The organism is Pseudomonas sp. LS1212, assembly GCF_024741815.1.
Classification (GTDB): Bacteria; Pseudomonadota; Gammaproteobacteria; order Pseudomonadales; family Pseudomonadaceae; genus Aquipseudomonas.
Map to the genome: position 1 here is coordinate 2,617,730 of NZ_CP102951.1, position 14,896 is coordinate 2,632,625.

Below are 14,896 nucleotides of genomic sequence, written 5' to 3' on the forward strand. Positions count from 1 at the left end.
TGGCGCACCAGCTCGACCGCGCAGCGGTCGTAAAAAACGCGAATCAGAAAATGTAATCAGTCGTGAGAAAACTCGACTCGCGATTACGAATGATCTCGCTGATCAGCTCTTTATTGCTCTCCTGAAACCTGGTCGCCACCAGCGTACGGATCGAAAAGGTCCGCAGCGCATCGTGAACCGAGAGCGTGCCCTCGGCCGAGTTCTTGCGGCCGTTGAAGGGGAAGGTGTCCGGCCCGCGCTGGCACTGGGCATTGATGTTGATGCGCCCGACCTGGTTGGCAAAAGTATCGACCAATCGCCCGACCTGGGCTGAGTCGGTGCCGAAAATACTCAGCTGCTGGCCGAAATCCGACTCCAGGACATAGTCGATGACCGTCTCCAGGTCGCGATAGGGCACCACGGGCACCACCGGGCCGAACTGTTCTTCGTGATACACCCGCATCGCCGGGCTGACCGGGTACAACACGGCAGGGTAGAAGAACGATCCACGGGTCTGGCCACCCCCTTCATTGACGACCCTGGCACCCTTGTCGATGGCATCGGCCACCAGTGTGTTGAGGTAGTCGGTCTTGCCTGGCTCGGGCAGCGGGGTCAGGGCCACGCCTGGTTCCCACGGCATGCCCGGCTTGAGGCTGGCCAGCTTGTGGTTGAATTTTTCGATGAAACTGTCGACCACTTGTTCGTGGACAAAGAGGATTTTCAAGGCGGTGCAACGTTGGCCGTTGAACGACAGGGAGCCGGTAACGGCTTCGTTGACGGCATTGTCCAGATCGACCTCGGGCAGCACGATGCCCGGGTTCTTGGCATCCAGGCCCAGCGCTGCACGCAGGCGGTGAGGGCGCGGGTGCAGTTTTTTCAGGTCGCTGGCGGCCTTGTTGGTACCGATGAAGGCGAAGATATCGATCTTGCCACTGGCCATCAGGGCGCTGACGGTTTCCCGGCCACGGCCATAGATAACGTTGATCACCCCGGCCGGAAAGCTGTCGCGGAACGCTTCCAGCAGCGGGCGTATCAACAACACGCCGAATTTGGCCGGCTTGAACACCACCGTGTTACCCATGATCAGCGCCGGGATCAGGGTGGTGAAGGTCTCGTTCAGCGGGTAGTTGTAGGGGCCCATGCACAAGGCAACGCCCAGCGGGACGCGACGGATCTGGCCGAGGGTGTCCTGTTCGAGTTCAAAGCGGCTGGAGCGACGATCGAGATCCTTCAGGGCATTGATGGTATCGACGATGTAGTCGCAGGTGCGGTCGAACTCCTTTTCCGAGTCCTTGAGGTTCTTGCCGATTTCCCACATCAGCAACTTGACCACGGCTGCGCGTTGCTCGCGCATCCGCGCCAGGAAGGCTTCGACGTGCTGGATACGTTCGGCCACGCGCATCGTCGGCCAGGCACCCTGGCCTTTGTCGTAGGCGCGCACGGCGGCGTCAAGTGCGGTCAGGGCGGTCTCGGCGTCGAGCAGCGGCGTGCTGCCCAGAATCACTTGTTCATCCCCGTTCGCAGTGCGAAGGTAGACCGGGCTGCGCACCGGCGCCAGCGGCCCTTGCCAGCGCTGCAGCGCGCCGTCGACCAAGTACTCACGCTGCTCGATGGGAGAGCCAGGACGGTAGGCTTCAGGAATGTCCGCGGCGGCGGGGAACAACCGATCGAGAGTATTTTCCACAGCGTTGCACCTCGTATTATTGTGATGAATCGTTTCAGCCAGCATAACTCCATCATCGGGGAAAACGCCATAGGCACTCAATTTCGGCGATGACCTGCCGATAGCCCGAGAGAGTGATAGCTCGGGTATACAAGGCGTACATCCCAGCATCTGTTCCAGCGTGCGCAGGCTTTTGGCCGTTCCTTGGCCGTGCGACTGCTGCCTGTCGGTTTTCTGCTGCTGGGCAGCACCCTATCGGTGAACGATGTGCTCAGGGACGTGTACCCGCTCAAGGGCAACGAACGCATCCTGGGCCTGGACTATCGGCGGCTGCCGGATCAATACCCGCTGCTGCAGCGTGCCCGGGCGAACCGCAGTCCGATCCTGGCCGGCCCGGTGGCGGCGGGACCGCGTGGCGGTTGGCCGCAGTTGTCACTGTTGTCGTCGGCTCTGTTTCTCTTCGCACTGAGCAGTACCGGGCTGTTCAGCCTGTTCGCGGTGCAATTGAGCCGCGGCAATCGCCTGATCAAGAACCGCAATAAAGAATTGCACAGTCAGAAGGAAAAATTGCGTCTGGCCGGTGTCGAGCTGGAGCGGCTGGCGCACTACGATGCGCTGACCGGCCTGCCCAATCGCGTACTGTTCAACGACGGCATCGCCCTGTGCCCCGGACATGGCACCACCACCGAACAGCTATTGCGCCATGCGGACACGGCCATGTACGGCGCCAAGGAAAACGGCCGCAATGATTACCGCTATTTCCGCAGTGAAATGACCGAGCGGATTCATCAGCGCCTGACCCAGGAACGCGCGTTGCGCCGGGCGCTGGAGAACAACGAGTTTGAGGTCTGGTACCAGCGTCACCGAAAGCGTGATCATGGAAAGCCCCAAACAGGCCAGGACGGTGCTCGCCGCTATCCAGCAGATGGACGTGACCACCGCCATCGGTGATTTCGGTACTGGTTATTCTTCGCTCGCCTACCTGAAACTGCTACCGATCGATCACTTGAAGATCGACCGGGCATTCATCCACGACCTGCCGCACGACGAGAACGATGTCGCCATTACCCGGGCGATCATCAATATCGGCCATGCGCTGGGCTTCAAGATCACCGCCGAGGGCATCGAGACCCGCGAACAGTTTGAATTTCTGCGCAATGCAGGGTGCGATCAGGGGCAGGGCTATCTGATCGCCAGGCCCATGCCGGCCGTAGCGTTCGAAGCCTGGATGGGCCAAGAGCGTCGGGTTGGACAGGGCCCGTGAAACCTTCGCCGAGGCAGCCGACGCGCTCGGCGATAACGCCGTATTCGATCATGCCGACGTGATCCTGCAGCGCGGCACCAGTGCCGATCGGCAATTGCGCCAGGAGGCTGCACAGGCCAGGGCCGGCATACCCCTGGCGCTTTCGCTTGAGCGCATCGTCGATCAGCTGCTGATTGAAACCGCCACCGTTTAAGGGCGCTCAATCGGCTTTTCCATGATCGGAGGAGCCCCTGCGGGACTCCCCCGGCGATCTCGAAATGCTGCGCCTGCGGTCAAATCAGAAGGTGATTTCCATGTTCACCGTTGGCGTAGAGGTACGGCTGCCTTGCCCGCCATCCACGCCGAACTTGTTGTGCCAGTACTCGTAACCCACGCCGAACCAGACATTGGGCTTGATGTTCTTGCCGGGGCGGGCGGCGAACATCAGCGAGGTGCGCATCAAGGTTTCGGCGGCGGTGTCGTTGTCGTTGTAGTCTTCGCCTTTCTCGCCGATGTAGTTGACGAAACCCTGGAACTTGGCCGCGTGATCGCCGATATGGAAAGGCCGCATCCACACCAGGTTGAGGTTGTAGGTGCCGTCGAACGTCAACTCTTCGTGCCTGGCGCCGGGAATGCCGGTCTGGTTGTGCTCACGGTAATACAGCACGCTGAAATCCAGCACGCCGACGGTGTTGAACTTCAGGGTGGGGCCGAACACCACGGCACGCTTATTGGATGACGCCAGGTTGTTGTTGCGGTTGGCGTCGAAACCCAGGGTGAACGCATAGTCCTTGATCCAGCCTGTGCCCAGCGGTTTGTCGAACACCCGTGAGGCGAACAGCTGGTGCCGGTAGACCGCGTAGACCTCACTGCCACCATGGTCGGTGCCTTTGCGCGGGTCGTTGCTGTCGGAAAAGAACACGTCGAGGTTGAGGAAGTTGCTGCCATAGCGGTAGCCGTCGGCGTGGGTGAAACTGTAGATCCGCTTGGAAATGTATTCCGGGTTTTTCGGGTTGGTGAACTCTTGCCCGTAGCGAAAGCCGACGCTGTTGTTCATCCACTCCAAGGCGGATGCCTGCCCCATGCCTGCCATTGCCACAATCACGGCTGCGCCTTGTACTGTCCATTTCATTATTATTGTTTGCCTGTTCATGGATGAGTGATGACTGCCCGGTCAGCAGTATCAACAGGTTTTCATGATCACCAAAGAACAGAATTTAGAGCATGCTGATGCCGAATCGGCATCAGTAAAACTGACTTAAAAGTCAGGATATTCAGACGTTTAGCGCTGATTGCTCAGGCAGTGACTGCCGCCGTCTCATTGCTTTCACGCCGGGCGATTTCTTCGCTGAACAAGCGTGAAACGGCGTCCACGGCGACTGGCAAATAGCGGTCTGCGCGGATGTACAAACCAAGATCGCTGACCACCCCACCGTTGTCCCTGAGCGGGACGTGCACCAGTTCCCCACTGGCAAGGTCGCTTTCGATACCGATGCGGGTCTGGAACGCCACGCCCAGGTTGCGCTTGGCCAATTGCCGGGCCAGCTCCATGGAGCCGCTCTCCAGCACTGGCCTGGCCATCAGGCGCAGGCGTTTGTAGAGCGGGTCGAGCAGGTGGTGGATCGACAGTTCGCTCTTGGCCAGGATCAGCCCGTACTCCGAGCAGGTGGCAAAGCTGACGTCCCGGCGCGATGCCAGCGGATGCTCAGGTGTGACGATGGCGCCGAGACGAAAATGACCGACCGCCAACTGTTGCAACTGCGGGGTACGGGGCAGGGCGAAGGCCAGGCCTATGTCGGCCCTGCCACTGTGCACGGCTTCGGGAATCGATTGCGAACCGAGCACGGTGACGCCAATGGTCACCTGCGGGTAGCGCTCGCGCATATGGGCCAGCACACAGGGCAGCAGATCGACGGTAACGCCTTCGACCGTGGCGATCTCTACATGGCCGCTGTGCAGGCCTTGCATGGCGTCGAGCTCGGAGCGAACCCGCTCCAGGTCCTGCAGGACCACGGTCACGTGGCGGGCGAGAATTTCACCGGCAGGGGTGAGGCGCAGGCCAGCGGGAAGTCGATCGAACAGCGGGGCGCCGATCTCGTCTTCGAGCTTGAGGATCTGCCGGTTCACGGCCGAGGAGGCGACATTCAGGCGCCGGGCAGCCTCGCGTATGGAGTTGCAGTGGCGGACCATGTCGAAGTAGTGGATGGCCGGTGAGTGGAAGCGCAGTTTGCGGCTCATGGTGGTGGCGTGCCCCGGGGGATTTTGGCCGGATCATACCTTGTGTTGCCTGTAACGGCCCTATCGCTGGCAAGCGGGCACAACCTGTAAGTGCACGCGCAGTGACAAGCCGTCCTTGGATCAAACAACTGATGGCTGATAACCAGTGGAGCGGGACCTGCTGTAAACGCAACCTGAATTTTCGCTTGAGTGAACTGGCGTCGATTCTGGTGAAAATGGCTCTTAGAATTCACCATTTAGGCTCCTTCGGTAGAGAACTAGCAAGCGCGTGGCGGAGACAGATAGGCCACCCATTAACTTGAGATGACCGTTCCGAGTAGTGTCAATGGTTTGAATCGGAATGATATGTATTTACTTACAAAAGATAATCGTTATCATTGGCGAGATAATTCATACCAAAGGTGTCCATGGTGGCTCTATCGCGCATTTACCCAGCCTCTCTGTCGTTGCTGGGCGTTCTGGTTGTACCTGATTTACAGGCGGAAACGGAGTCTGCTCTAACCCTACCGACAACCGCTGTGAACAGTGAGTACAGCGAGCAGAGCTATATGTCGACCGAAAGCAGGAGTGCGCTGAAGATCGATGCCCCGCTACGCGACATCCCGCAAACCGTGAACGTGATACCCCAGAGCGTGATCAAGGATCAGGGCGCACAGTCGATGGAAGACGTGCTGAAGAACGTCCCCGGCATCGGCCTGTCCAATGGCGACGGCCAGCGCGACCAGGTCACCATTCGCGGCTTCAGTGCCATCGGCGACATGTATGTCGACGGCGTCCGTGACGACGCGCTGTACTTCCGCGACCTGTCCAACGTCGAGCGGGTGGAAGTGATCAAGGGGCCGGCAGCGGTGCTCTATGGCCGCGGCTCATCCGGTGGCCTGATCAACAGCATCAGCAAGAAACCCAACTTCACCCCCAAGCAGGAAGTGGGTGTCAGCTTCGACAGCGAGGGTAAAAAGCGCACGCAGTTCGACGCCGGCTGGGCCGATCAGCAGCAGGGCGATAAAGCTTTCCGGGTGACCGGGGCGTTGGAGAACAGCGACACCTTCCGTGACGACGGTTATATCGATCGCAAAGCCATCGCGCCTTCGGCCTACTTCAAGCTCTCAGACGATCTGGAGCTGAACCTGGGCGCTACCTATCTGTATGACAAGCGTCTGATCGACTTCGGCATCCCTGCGCGAGGCAATCGTCCGGTCGATGTGGACCGCGATAAGCGCTTCGGTTCCGCCGACCCGGATGACGACTACACCCGCAGCGAGGTGTTTTCGTTCACGGCCGGTGTCGACTACCGGATCAATGACGACTTCAGCCTGAGCAATACCAGCCGCTATTACCACTACGATCTGGATCGCAACAACACGCTCGCGGACTCGAGCCCGACGCGCTTCGTTACCGCCGCCAATGGTGAATTGCTGGTGAAACTCAACCGCGGCAATGTGCAGCGCAAGGAAGACGGCTGGTTCAACCAGACCGATCTCAAGCAACACGCCGTGCTCGCCGGGATGAACCATAACCTTCTCTATGGCGTGGAACTGGGGCGCCAGGTGAAGGACCAGTCCGTGTTCAGCCAATCCAACGTGGCGCGGGTGCCGGTGTATCGCGATGGTTTGGTCGATGTGCCGTTCCAGGCCAACCGGCAAACCGCCAAGGGCACCAATACCCAGGACACCGCCGGGTTCTACGTGCAGGACCTGATCGAACTGGCGCCGCAGTGGAAGGCACTGCTGGGTGTGCGCTATGACGTGTTCGATCAGGAATATTCGGATGACCTGACCCGCGCCTCCATGTCCCGAACCGACCATACCTGGAGCCCGCGCGCAGGCCTGGTCTACCAGCCTGACCAGGTTCAGTCCTATTACGTCTCTGTGAGCCGTTCCTACCAACCCTCTGCTGAAATGTTCGCCCTGAGTACGACGAACCAAGACTTGGAGCCGGAAGAGACCACCAACTTCGAGATCGGCGGCAAGTGGGACCTGCTCGACAATCGCCTGGCCTTGACAGCGGCGCTGTTCCGTCTGGAACGCACCAATATGAAAACCACCGATCCAGCGAACCCGACCAAACTAGTGCTTGCGGGTGAGCAGCGTACTGATGGTCTCGAACTGACCGCCAGCGGACAGTTGAGTGACAAATGGCAGGTCTATGCCGGTTACGCCTATCTGGATGCCGAGATCACCAAGTCCAACAGCCGTACCAACGGTGTCGCCAACGAAGGTCAGGTGCCCACTCTGACTCCGCGCCACAGTGCCAACCTGTGGTTGGTGCGTTCGCTGACGCAAACCTGGCGTGTGGGCATGGGAGCCAACTATGTCGATGACCGCTACACTGCATTGGATAACACGGTAGTCATGCCGGCTTACACAACGGTGGACGCCGCGTTGCTGTACAACCAGCCGAAATGGGACATGGCCCTGCGTCTGCGCAATGTCTTCGACAAGGACTATTACGCATCGGCGCATGGCTCGGTGGATCTGATCACGCCCGGCGCGCCACGGACACTGGAGCTGAGCACCAACTACCGATTCTGAGTACAGACTTCAAGAACAAGCGCCCGGTATTGCGACACTTCCGGGCTTTCCACTCCACTGCCGCATCGCGGTATCGGCTGAAGCCCTTGTAGTCGACCAGTTCCTGGTTCAGGGTCTTGAGCACGCGGTGCATGCGCCGGGCCCAGGCCGGGTTGGTGGCGATGTCTTCGAGGCTCAGCAGCCTGGTGATGTCCAGGCGCTCATCGACGCCCTTGCGGTACAAGTGCACCTGCTTGCCATAGATGCGTTGCAGCTCTTCACCCAAGCGGGCGTGTTCCGGGCCACGTACGGTGTAGTTGGGTGCTGGTGTACAGCACCCGACCGTCGCGCGAGCGCGTCAGCGCACTATTGGCACCGCGGTTGATGGCCATCTCGAAGTCATCGAACATCAGCGCCGAGCGCTGGAAAAACTCGCTGTTGGGGAGGCCCACCGCCTGTGCCCTAGGCAGCCGGTTGACCCGTTCGGCCGCCAGGTTGATGAAACGCACCCGGGCCTCGCCGTCGCAGACAATGATTGCTTCGCTGAAACTGTCGAGCAGCGCGTGCAGCGCCGGGGTTTCCAACAGTGCGGCGAGTATGTCGCTGCTGACGTTGACCGACGAGCGCATGCCCATTTGCAGGGCGCCCAGCAGGTTCTTGTCATTCATGGATGGAGCTCTCCGAGGCTACCGGCGCCACGCCCGATCTGGCGCAATACCGCGACCTGCCAGGCCACGCCTTCCCTGATCAGGATGCGCGAACAATGCACGTTGAAGTTCAGCGTTCGGCCGCTCAGGTCCGGCAGCACGATGCTGTGCCAGGTCCGCTCCGGTGGCGAGGTATCGAGCAGGGAGCGGGCGATGCTGGCGCCCTTGGTGATGCCGAAGGTTTCTTCAAAGGCCGAGTTGCGCCACTGTGGTTGCAGGTGTTCGTCGATGACCAGTACGGCATCGGGCACCGCATCGAACACTCGGCGCAAGGCCTCGATACGCTGCTCTGCGTCGTGCTGCACACGCAACTCCTGGCTGACATCGCGGATACTGCCCCATATGCGCAACAGTTGCCCGCCGGCGATGGTGGCGCGCACGTCGTTTTCTACGTAGGCAGGCGAGCCGTCGTGGCGGCGGTCTACCGACAAGGCGCCGTCGACGCAGAAATCCGCCTCGATCAGGCGCCGCACGAATTCTTCGTTGGCCGGACTGCGCGGCCAATACAAGCGCACCGGCTGCTGATTGAAGTCGACGTCCGAAGGCATCTCGTAGACCTGCGCCATGGCGCGGTTGCACATGCGCCAGTGCGAGTTGTTTTCGAACACCTGGCGCACGATTTCGTCCGGTGACTGGTTGATGTCCACCGCGTCGGCGAACTCGATGCACCAGTAGGCCACCTTGGCGCTGAGCAGCATCTGGCTCATGACTTCGTTGGCGTTCTGCAGTTCCTGCATGCGCCTGCCGAGCGGGCCGAGCGGCATTTCGAGCAGGTGCAGGCGGGCAGGGTGCACCGAACGCCATTCCAGGATGCCGCTGGCCACCACCGGCAGCAGGCCACCGTTGTGGCGGATCAGGGTCAGCTCCAGGCTGTGCACCCGCTCATCGGCAGGTGGGTTGGCGAACAGATGCTGCAAGGCGCGCACCGATTCGGCGGTGTAAATCAGTTCGATCGGCTGATCGGGCAGGAAGTCGGGGTCGTATCCGAGCTGATTACTCATGCCGGTGGAGACCGCGAGCAGGTTTCCGTGCGCTGAAATCGTGGTGGAAAGGGCCATGCCTCTTTCGCTCAGTAAACCTAGTGTGTCCATCTTCACTCTCGATGCCGGTGTGCAAATGAAGAAAACAGGGGCACATTGCGTGCCAGGGGGGAAAGCCAGGCAAATAAAGGGGGGCGCCTCTGGAGTGCTGTGTATTTACTGTGCTGTATGCATTTTTGCAGCACTTTGCGGTTAAATCCAATATCCCTTGCGACCGCTTCGCGGTCGAGCGCAGCCTTCGGCAGCGGCTACACGAGTACGCCGTGACACGGTCCATGTAGCCGCTGCCGCCAGGCTGTCGCAGTGGCGCACCAGCTCGGCCGCGTCAGCGGTCGCAAGGTCTACAGCCAGGCGGTGATCCTGCCGATTCACCACGACGATTCGGCCTCCACCCTCAGGGCTATAGCACCTATCGCCCGTCAGGCTATAACCTTGTGATTTACAGTCTGATCCGATGACCAACCTCAAGGATGATCCATTGCATTTCCTCAAGCGCATTTACCTGGGGTTGTTGTTCACTACCGTTCTCGGCTTCTCCGCCCACGGCGCTGCGTCGCAGCCACCGGCCCTTGCCACCGATGCCCAAGGCTACGCACCCGCCGAGAGCTGCATGGGCTGTCACAAGGAACAGGCCGACGCCTGGAAAAACTCTGATCACGACTGGGCCATGCGCCCGGCGACAGCAGCCAATGTGCTGGGCAACTTCAAGGATGCGCGTTTCAAGGACGGCAAGGTCCAGGCGCGGTTCTTTCGCAAGGGCGAGAAATTCTTCGTCAACACCGAGGGCGCCGACGGCAAGGCCGCGGACTTCGAAATCCTCTACACCTTCGGCTACAAGCCCTTGCAGCAGTACCTGGTGGCCTTCCCCGGTGGCCGTTTGCAAAGCCTGACCATCGCCTGGGACAGCCGGGCCAGGGGCGCGGGCGGTCAACGCTGGTTTTCCCTGTATCCGGGGCAGCATTTCGCCTCCACCGACCCCTTGCACTGGACTGGCCGCTACCAGAACTGGAACGCCATGTGCGCCGATTGCCATTCGAGCAATCTGCTGAAGAATTACGACGACAAGACCGATACCTTTGCCACCACCTGGCACGAGCCGAATGTCGGCTGCCAGTCCTGCCATGGGCCAGCACAGGCCCATGTCGACTGGGCGTCCAGGGCGAAGCCGGCCCAGGCCTACGGTTCGCCCGCCGAGATCGGCCTTGAAGTCGATTACCAGGCCATGGGCAGTCACGGCATGGTCGATCAATGCGCCTACTGCCACAGCCGTCGGCAGAGCCTGAACGTGGGGCAGCTGCCGGACAAGCCACTGCTTGCAAGCGTGCTGCCGGCGACCCTGCCCATCGGCATGTACCATGCCGATGGGCAGATGCAGGGTGAGGTCTATGTCTATGGCTCTTTCACCCAGAGCAAGATGTTCGCCGCCGGCGTCACCTGCACCGACTGCCACGACCCGCACACCACCAAGGTGAAAATCGAAGGCAACGGCCTCTGCCAGCAGTGCCACAACCCAACCCCGCCCGAGCGTTTCCCGAGCCTGCAGGCGAAGAACTACGACAGCCCCGAACACCATCACCACCAGGCCGGCTCTCAGGGCGCGCAGTGCGTCAATTGCCACATGCCGGCCCAGACCTACATGGTGGTCGACCCGCGTCGTGATCACAGCTTCCGCCTGCCGCGCCCGGACCTCGCCGCAGAGACCGAGAGCCCCGACGCCTGCACCGCCTGCCACAAGGACAAGCAACCGGCGTGGGCGGCGAAAACCATCGAAGGCTGGTTCGGCACGCCGCAACGACCACCGCACTATGGGCAGGCCCTGCATGCCGGGCGCACGGGGCAGGCCGACGCATTGCAGCAATTGACCGCCCTGATCGGCGACCTGGGCAAGCCGGCCATCGTTCGGGCCACGGCGGCCGAGCAACTGGCGACGATGGGTGAACCGGCGCTGCCGAGCCTGGCGCAGGCGCTCAAGGATGACAGCTCACTGGTACGGGCCTACGCGGCGTCCGGCTTCAGCCGGCAAACGCCAGTGCAGCGGGTCAAGTACCTGTTGCCCTTGCTGCACGACGACAACCTTGCCGTGCGCGACGAGGCCCTGCGCGCCTTGGTCGGCATCTCGCTGATTGCCTTGCCCGAAGCCGAGCGCGAGCCCTACAAGGCGGCGCTGGCGGACTACGAGCGGCGCCTGCGCGGCAATGCCGACCTACCGGGCAACCGCCTGAACCTGGCGGTTCTGCTCGAGCGCGACGGGCGTCAGCAAGAAGCGCTGGAGCAGTATCGCCAGGCCCTCGAGCTCGATCCGTACTTTTCCCCGGCGCGGGTGAACCTGGTGACCCTGGCCAACTCGATGCTGCGCCAGGACGAGGCCGAACAGGTCCTTCGCGAGGGTGTCGCGTTGAAGGATATGCCGGCCACTGATCACGGTAACATCACCTATATGCTGGCGTTGTTGCTGATCGAGCGAAACAAGACCGAAGAGGCGCTGCCGTTGTTCGAGACAGCAGCCCGGGAATTGCCGCAGAACCCGCGCATTCGCTACAACCAGGGGTTGTTGCTGCTGCAGATGCAGCGCCGGGCAGAGGCGCAGGCGGCGTTGGAAGCGGGCCTGGCCCAGGCGCCGGATGATGCTGACTTGCTCTACGCGATGGTTTACCTGCATGGCTCGGGTCGGCAGCAGGAAGAGGCGATCAATTATGTTCGCAGGTTGGAAAAGGCAGCGCCGCAGGATGAGCGTTTGCCGGATCTGAAACGTCAGCTGGGATTGCGTTAAGTCAGGTCAGGTCAGACTGTGGGAGCGGGCTTGCCCGCGATGCTAACGACGCGGTATGTCAGAAATACAGCGGCGATACCATCGCGGGCAAGCCCGCTCCCACAGGGGGACGGTGCAACCCTTCTACTGTGCAACCCCCAGAAACCACCGGTAATAGGGATTGCCACCATCCTCACGCATCACCTCGCGCAACCCTTCCCCCCACTCATGACGCTCTCTCTTGTAAGCATGCAAACCCACCTGATAGAAGTGCGTCAGGCGGTTCTGCTGGCCGTCCAGGCGGGCCTGGAAGTCGTCGTTGCTATTGATCAGCGCCGGTTGCCGGCGCAAGTCCAACAGCGCCGGCAGCACCCGGGTGATCTCATTGCTGCGCACCCACGGCGCGTATTCGATCAGCGGCTGGTCGTCGGTGACCGCCAATGCCTGGCCGGCAAAGCGTTCAAGGCCTGCGCGATCGGTGATGTAGGTCGAGAGCAATGCCGCCGGCGAGACGATGCCGACCTCGGCCAGCGCACTGCGCACCGTGTCCTGCTCGAAGCGCTGACCGATGCGCTCCACATCCAGCGCGATCGGGTCCGGGGAGCCAACCAACAGCATCTCGTGGAACTCGGTGGTCCAGAGGCTGGCGTGGGGGAACACATCGAGGAAGCTGCGCACCAGCGCCTGTGAGTCTTCGAGGTTCTGGGTCGGCAGGGGCAGCCATTGGGCGACAATCCCTTGTGGCTGCAGGCGTCGGGCGGCCAGGGCATAGAAGTCGCGGGAGTAGAGGTTGACCACGCCACTGGCCGAAGGCGGTGGTGGTTCCAGGGTGATCAGGTCGTAGGCTTGTTCGCTGCGCAGCAGTTCCTGGCGCCCGTCGCGCAGGCGAATATCGATCCGGTTGTCGCCAGGCGCGTTGTAGTTGCCCGTGAACAGCGGGGCCGCCTCGACCACTGTCGGCAACAGTTCGGCCACCACCCGCTGCTCCAGCGCCGGGTAACGCAGCAGGGCGCCAGCGGTGATACCGGTACCCATGCCGATCACCAGTGCCGAGCGCGGCTGGCCATTGTGAATCAGCAGCGGCAGCAGGGCCTGCAGGCGCATGTAACGCAGCGAAGGCATGGCGTCGCCGGTATTCGATACGCCCTGGATGTAAAGCCGATTGAAAGTGCGCCCTGGCTTGCCTTGGGTCACCACGGCAACGGTGCCGCCACGACCTTCTTCATAAAAGGCCAGCTTGCCGTTGCGCGCGCCGGGCATCAACTGGGCCAAGCGCTCGGGTGGCACCATGATGACCAGCGCGACGCTGGCCAGGGCGACCAGGATGACGCCCCGGCGATTGTCTTTCTTGACGTGGCTGCCGCGCAATACCGCCGTCAAGCCGATACCGGCAGCCAGAAGCGCCAGCACGCCCAGGGTGCGGATCAAACCCAGATGCGGGATCAGGACAAACCCTGTCAGTAGCACACCGAGGATGCCGCCCAGGGTGTTGAGCGCCACCACCGCGCCGACGTCGCGCCCGACATGACCGCTGTCCACGCTCAGGCGCAGGGCCAGCGGAAAGGCCGCGCCAAGCAATAGCGTCGGGACGAAGACAATGCACAGGGCGGCGACGGCAAAGCGTGCGCTCATGCCGCTCAGGCCATCGCCACCGAGCAGGTGCACGGCTTGCTCGGCCTGGGTTTGCAGCACGACCAGCCAGCGCCCGAGCACGGAGATTTCGAGTAGCGCCAACAACCCGGCCGCAGCGATCAGCAGCCCGAATACGCCCCATGGGTCGCGAATCCGGTCGGCGCGTCGTGCATACAGGACACTGCCCAGCACCAGGCCGGTCAAGTAGGTTGCCAGCACCACGGCAAAGGCAAAGGTACGGGTGCTCATGAACTGCACGATCGACTGGGTCCAGACCACTTCATAACCCAGGGCCACGCCACCGGCGATGGCGTAGAGCAGCAATGGCAGGTTGGAGTGTTTGCCATCCCTGGCATGCTTGGCGGGGGTGGTGGCGGTGGCTACGGCAGCCGCAACGTGCGTGCGGGCATAGGCCAATGCGCCGAGCAACGCCAGCAGGTTGAGCGCCGCAGCGGCGTAGGCCGAGCCTTTCACGCCCAGAATCGGGATAAGGACAAAAGCACTGAGCAGGGTGCCGACGATGGCCCCGGCGGTATTAGCGGCATACAAACGACCGCCCGCGCGACCCAGGCTGTCAGCCGCAGGGGCCAGCGCCCGCATCAGCACGGGCAAGGTTCCGCCCATCATGAACGCCGGCACACCAACCAGCAGGAAGGGTAGCAGCCAGGCCAGCAGACCGACTTGGTCGCTCAAGCGGGCAAAGGGCCCAGCGGCCATTCCCAGGCCATGGGTGGCGGCGATGCCCAGGGCGGCGACGGCCAATTCGAGCAGTGCATAGAGCAGCACAGGGCGTTGCAGGCGGTCAGCAAAGCGGCCGAACACCCAGCCCCCCAATGCCAGCCCGGCAAAGAAGGCGCTGATGCCACTGGTGATGGCGTACACCTCGACGCCCACAACCAGCGAAAGCTGTTTGATCCACAGGACCTGATAGACCAGCGCCGCAGCACCCGACACGAACAGCATCAGGGCCGGGGCCCACGGCAAGGCGCGGGTCGGCATCTGCGTTTGCGCCGCAGAAGTGCTCTGGCGCGAAGAAGTACGGCTGGCGGAGGTCATCGAACGGTGGTCCTTGTACCGGGGAAAACGTGCATGTACTCATTGCAGGAGCGGCCAAGGCCGCTCCTGCAAGTCAACG

12 protein-coding genes and 1 pseudogene are annotated in these 14,896 nt (G+C 61.8%); 6 read left to right on the top strand and 7 right to left on the bottom strand.

All coding sequences use genetic code 11. The features are described 5' to 3' along the window. Positions 1-43 precede the first annotated feature (43 nt). On the bottom strand, positions 44-1,708 hold the full coding sequence (locus NVV94_RS12390; RefSeq protein WP_258447413.1) for an NADP-dependent glyceraldehyde-3-phosphate dehydrogenase: 1,665 nt from the start codon (positions 1,706-1,708) through the stop codon (positions 44-46). A 144-nt stretch (positions 1,709-1,852) separates the two neighbouring features. Here NVV94_RS12390 and NVV94_RS12395 point away from each other — a divergent pair, with 144 nt between their 5' ends. From NVV94_RS12395 to NVV94_RS12405, 3 genes are read left to right on the top strand one after another with little or no spacing between them, the layout of a single operon-like run. Then, on the top strand, positions 1,853-2,593 hold the full coding sequence (locus NVV94_RS12395) for a diguanylate cyclase domain-containing protein (protein ID WP_258447414.1): 741 nt from the start codon (positions 1,853-1,855) through the stop codon (positions 2,591-2,593). After that, the gene (locus tag NVV94_RS12400) at positions 2,520-2,906 is read left to right on the top strand and encodes an EAL domain-containing protein (RefSeq protein WP_258447415.1); all 387 of its coding nucleotides are present in this window, start codon (positions 2,520-2,522) and stop codon (positions 2,904-2,906) included. The genes NVV94_RS12395 and NVV94_RS12400 overlap by 74 nt, the downstream gene beginning before the upstream one ends. After that, on the top strand, positions 2,890-3,099 hold the full coding sequence (locus NVV94_RS12405) for a hypothetical protein (protein WP_258447416.1): 210 nt from the start codon (positions 2,890-2,892) through the stop codon (positions 3,097-3,099). The genes NVV94_RS12400 and NVV94_RS12405 overlap by 17 nt, the downstream gene beginning before the upstream one ends. 84 nt (positions 3,100-3,183) lie before the next feature. On the opposite strand, the gene NVV94_RS12410 is transcribed toward NVV94_RS12405, so the two are convergent. Beyond that, positions 3,184-4,017, bottom strand: a complete 834-nt coding sequence (locus tag NVV94_RS12410; protein ID WP_258447417.1) for a nucleoside-binding protein — start codon at positions 4,015-4,017, stop codon at positions 3,184-3,186. 164 nt (positions 4,018-4,181) lie between these two features. Then, positions 4,182-5,123 (bottom strand): LysR family transcriptional regulator, encoded by a 942-nt coding sequence (locus NVV94_RS12415; protein ID WP_258447418.1) that lies wholly within the window; start codon positions 5,121-5,123, stop codon positions 4,182-4,184. Between the two features lie 407 nt (positions 5,124-5,530). On the opposite strand from NVV94_RS12415, the gene NVV94_RS12420 reads away from it, so the two are divergent. Further along, positions 5,531-7,654 (top strand): TonB-dependent siderophore receptor, encoded by a 2,124-nt coding sequence (locus NVV94_RS12420; RefSeq protein WP_258447419.1) that lies wholly within the window; start codon positions 5,531-5,533, stop codon positions 7,652-7,654. Here the strand turns inward: NVV94_RS12420 and NVV94_RS12425 are convergent. From NVV94_RS12425 to NVV94_RS12435, 3 genes and pseudogenes are all read right to left on the bottom strand, one after another. Continuing rightward, positions 7,602-7,841, bottom strand: a pseudogene (locus NVV94_RS12425) (hypothetical protein); the annotation flags it as partial. The gene NVV94_RS12420 and the pseudogene NVV94_RS12425 overlap by 53 nt on opposite strands. A 70-nt stretch (positions 7,842-7,911) precedes the next feature. Then, positions 7,912-8,301, bottom strand: coding sequence for a PAS domain-containing protein (locus NVV94_RS12430; protein WP_309304288.1), 390 nt, complete (start codon positions 8,299-8,301; stop codon positions 7,912-7,914). Beyond that, positions 8,298-9,431: a PAS domain-containing protein gene (locus NVV94_RS12435; protein ID WP_309304289.1), complete on the bottom strand. Its 1,134-nt coding sequence runs from the start codon at positions 9,429-9,431 to the stop codon at positions 8,298-8,300. Before NVV94_RS12435 ends, NVV94_RS12430 begins: the two co-directional genes overlap by 4 nt. A 252-nt stretch (positions 9,432-9,683) precedes the next feature. On the opposite strand from NVV94_RS12435, the gene NVV94_RS12440 reads away from it, so the two are divergent. Further along, positions 9,684-9,818 carry a hypothetical protein gene (locus NVV94_RS12440; RefSeq protein ID WP_258447421.1) on the top strand — a complete coding sequence of 45 codons (135 nt, stop codon included), beginning with the start codon at positions 9,684-9,686 and terminating at the stop codon, positions 9,816-9,818. A 16-nt stretch (positions 9,819-9,834) separates the two neighbouring features. Beyond that, entirely contained in the window at positions 9,835-12,150 is a 2,316-nt protein-coding gene (locus tag NVV94_RS12445) for a tetratricopeptide repeat protein (RefSeq protein WP_258447422.1), read from the top strand. Between the two features lie 123 nt (positions 12,151-12,273). Here NVV94_RS12445 and NVV94_RS12450 read toward each other — a convergent pair whose 3' ends face one another. Then, positions 12,274-14,817 carry a fused MFS/spermidine synthase gene (locus NVV94_RS12450; protein ID WP_408733469.1) on the bottom strand — a complete coding sequence of 848 codons (2,544 nt, stop codon included), beginning with the start codon at positions 14,815-14,817 and terminating at the stop codon, positions 12,274-12,276. Between the last annotated feature and the right edge of the window lie 79 nt (positions 14,818-14,896).

Excerpts from the sequence above, each read along its gene's own strand:
- NVV94_RS12390 (WP_258447413.1), bottom strand. The coding sequence starts at position 1,708 with ATGCTGGCTGAAACGATTCATCACAATAATACGAGGTGCAACGCTGTG.
- NVV94_RS12400 (WP_258447415.1), top strand. The coding sequence starts at position 2,520 with ATGGAAAGCCCCAAACAGGCCAGGACGGTGCTCGCCGCTATCCAGCAG.
- NVV94_RS12410 (WP_258447417.1), bottom strand. The coding sequence starts at position 4,017 with ATGAAATGGACAGTACAAGGCGCAGCCGTGATTGTGGCAATGGCAGGC.
- NVV94_RS12415 (WP_258447418.1), bottom strand. The coding sequence starts at position 5,123 with ATGAGCCGCAAACTGCGCTTCCACTCACCGGCCATCCACTACTTCGAC.
- NVV94_RS12420 (WP_258447419.1), top strand. The coding sequence starts at position 5,531 with ATGGTGGCTCTATCGCGCATTTACCCAGCCTCTCTGTCGTTGCTGGGC.
- NVV94_RS12430 (WP_309304288.1), bottom strand. The coding sequence starts at position 8,301 with ATGAATGACAAGAACCTGCTGGGCGCCCTGCAAATGGGCATGCGCTCG.
- NVV94_RS12435 (WP_309304289.1), bottom strand. The coding sequence starts at position 9,431 with ATGGACACACTAGGTTTACTGAGCGAAAGAGGCATGGCCCTTTCCACC.
- NVV94_RS12445 (WP_258447422.1), top strand. The coding sequence starts at position 9,835 with ATGACCAACCTCAAGGATGATCCATTGCATTTCCTCAAGCGCATTTAC.
- NVV94_RS12450 (WP_408733469.1), bottom strand. The coding sequence starts at position 14,817 with ATGACCTCCGCCAGCCGTACTTCTTCGCGCCAGAGCACTTCTGCGGCG.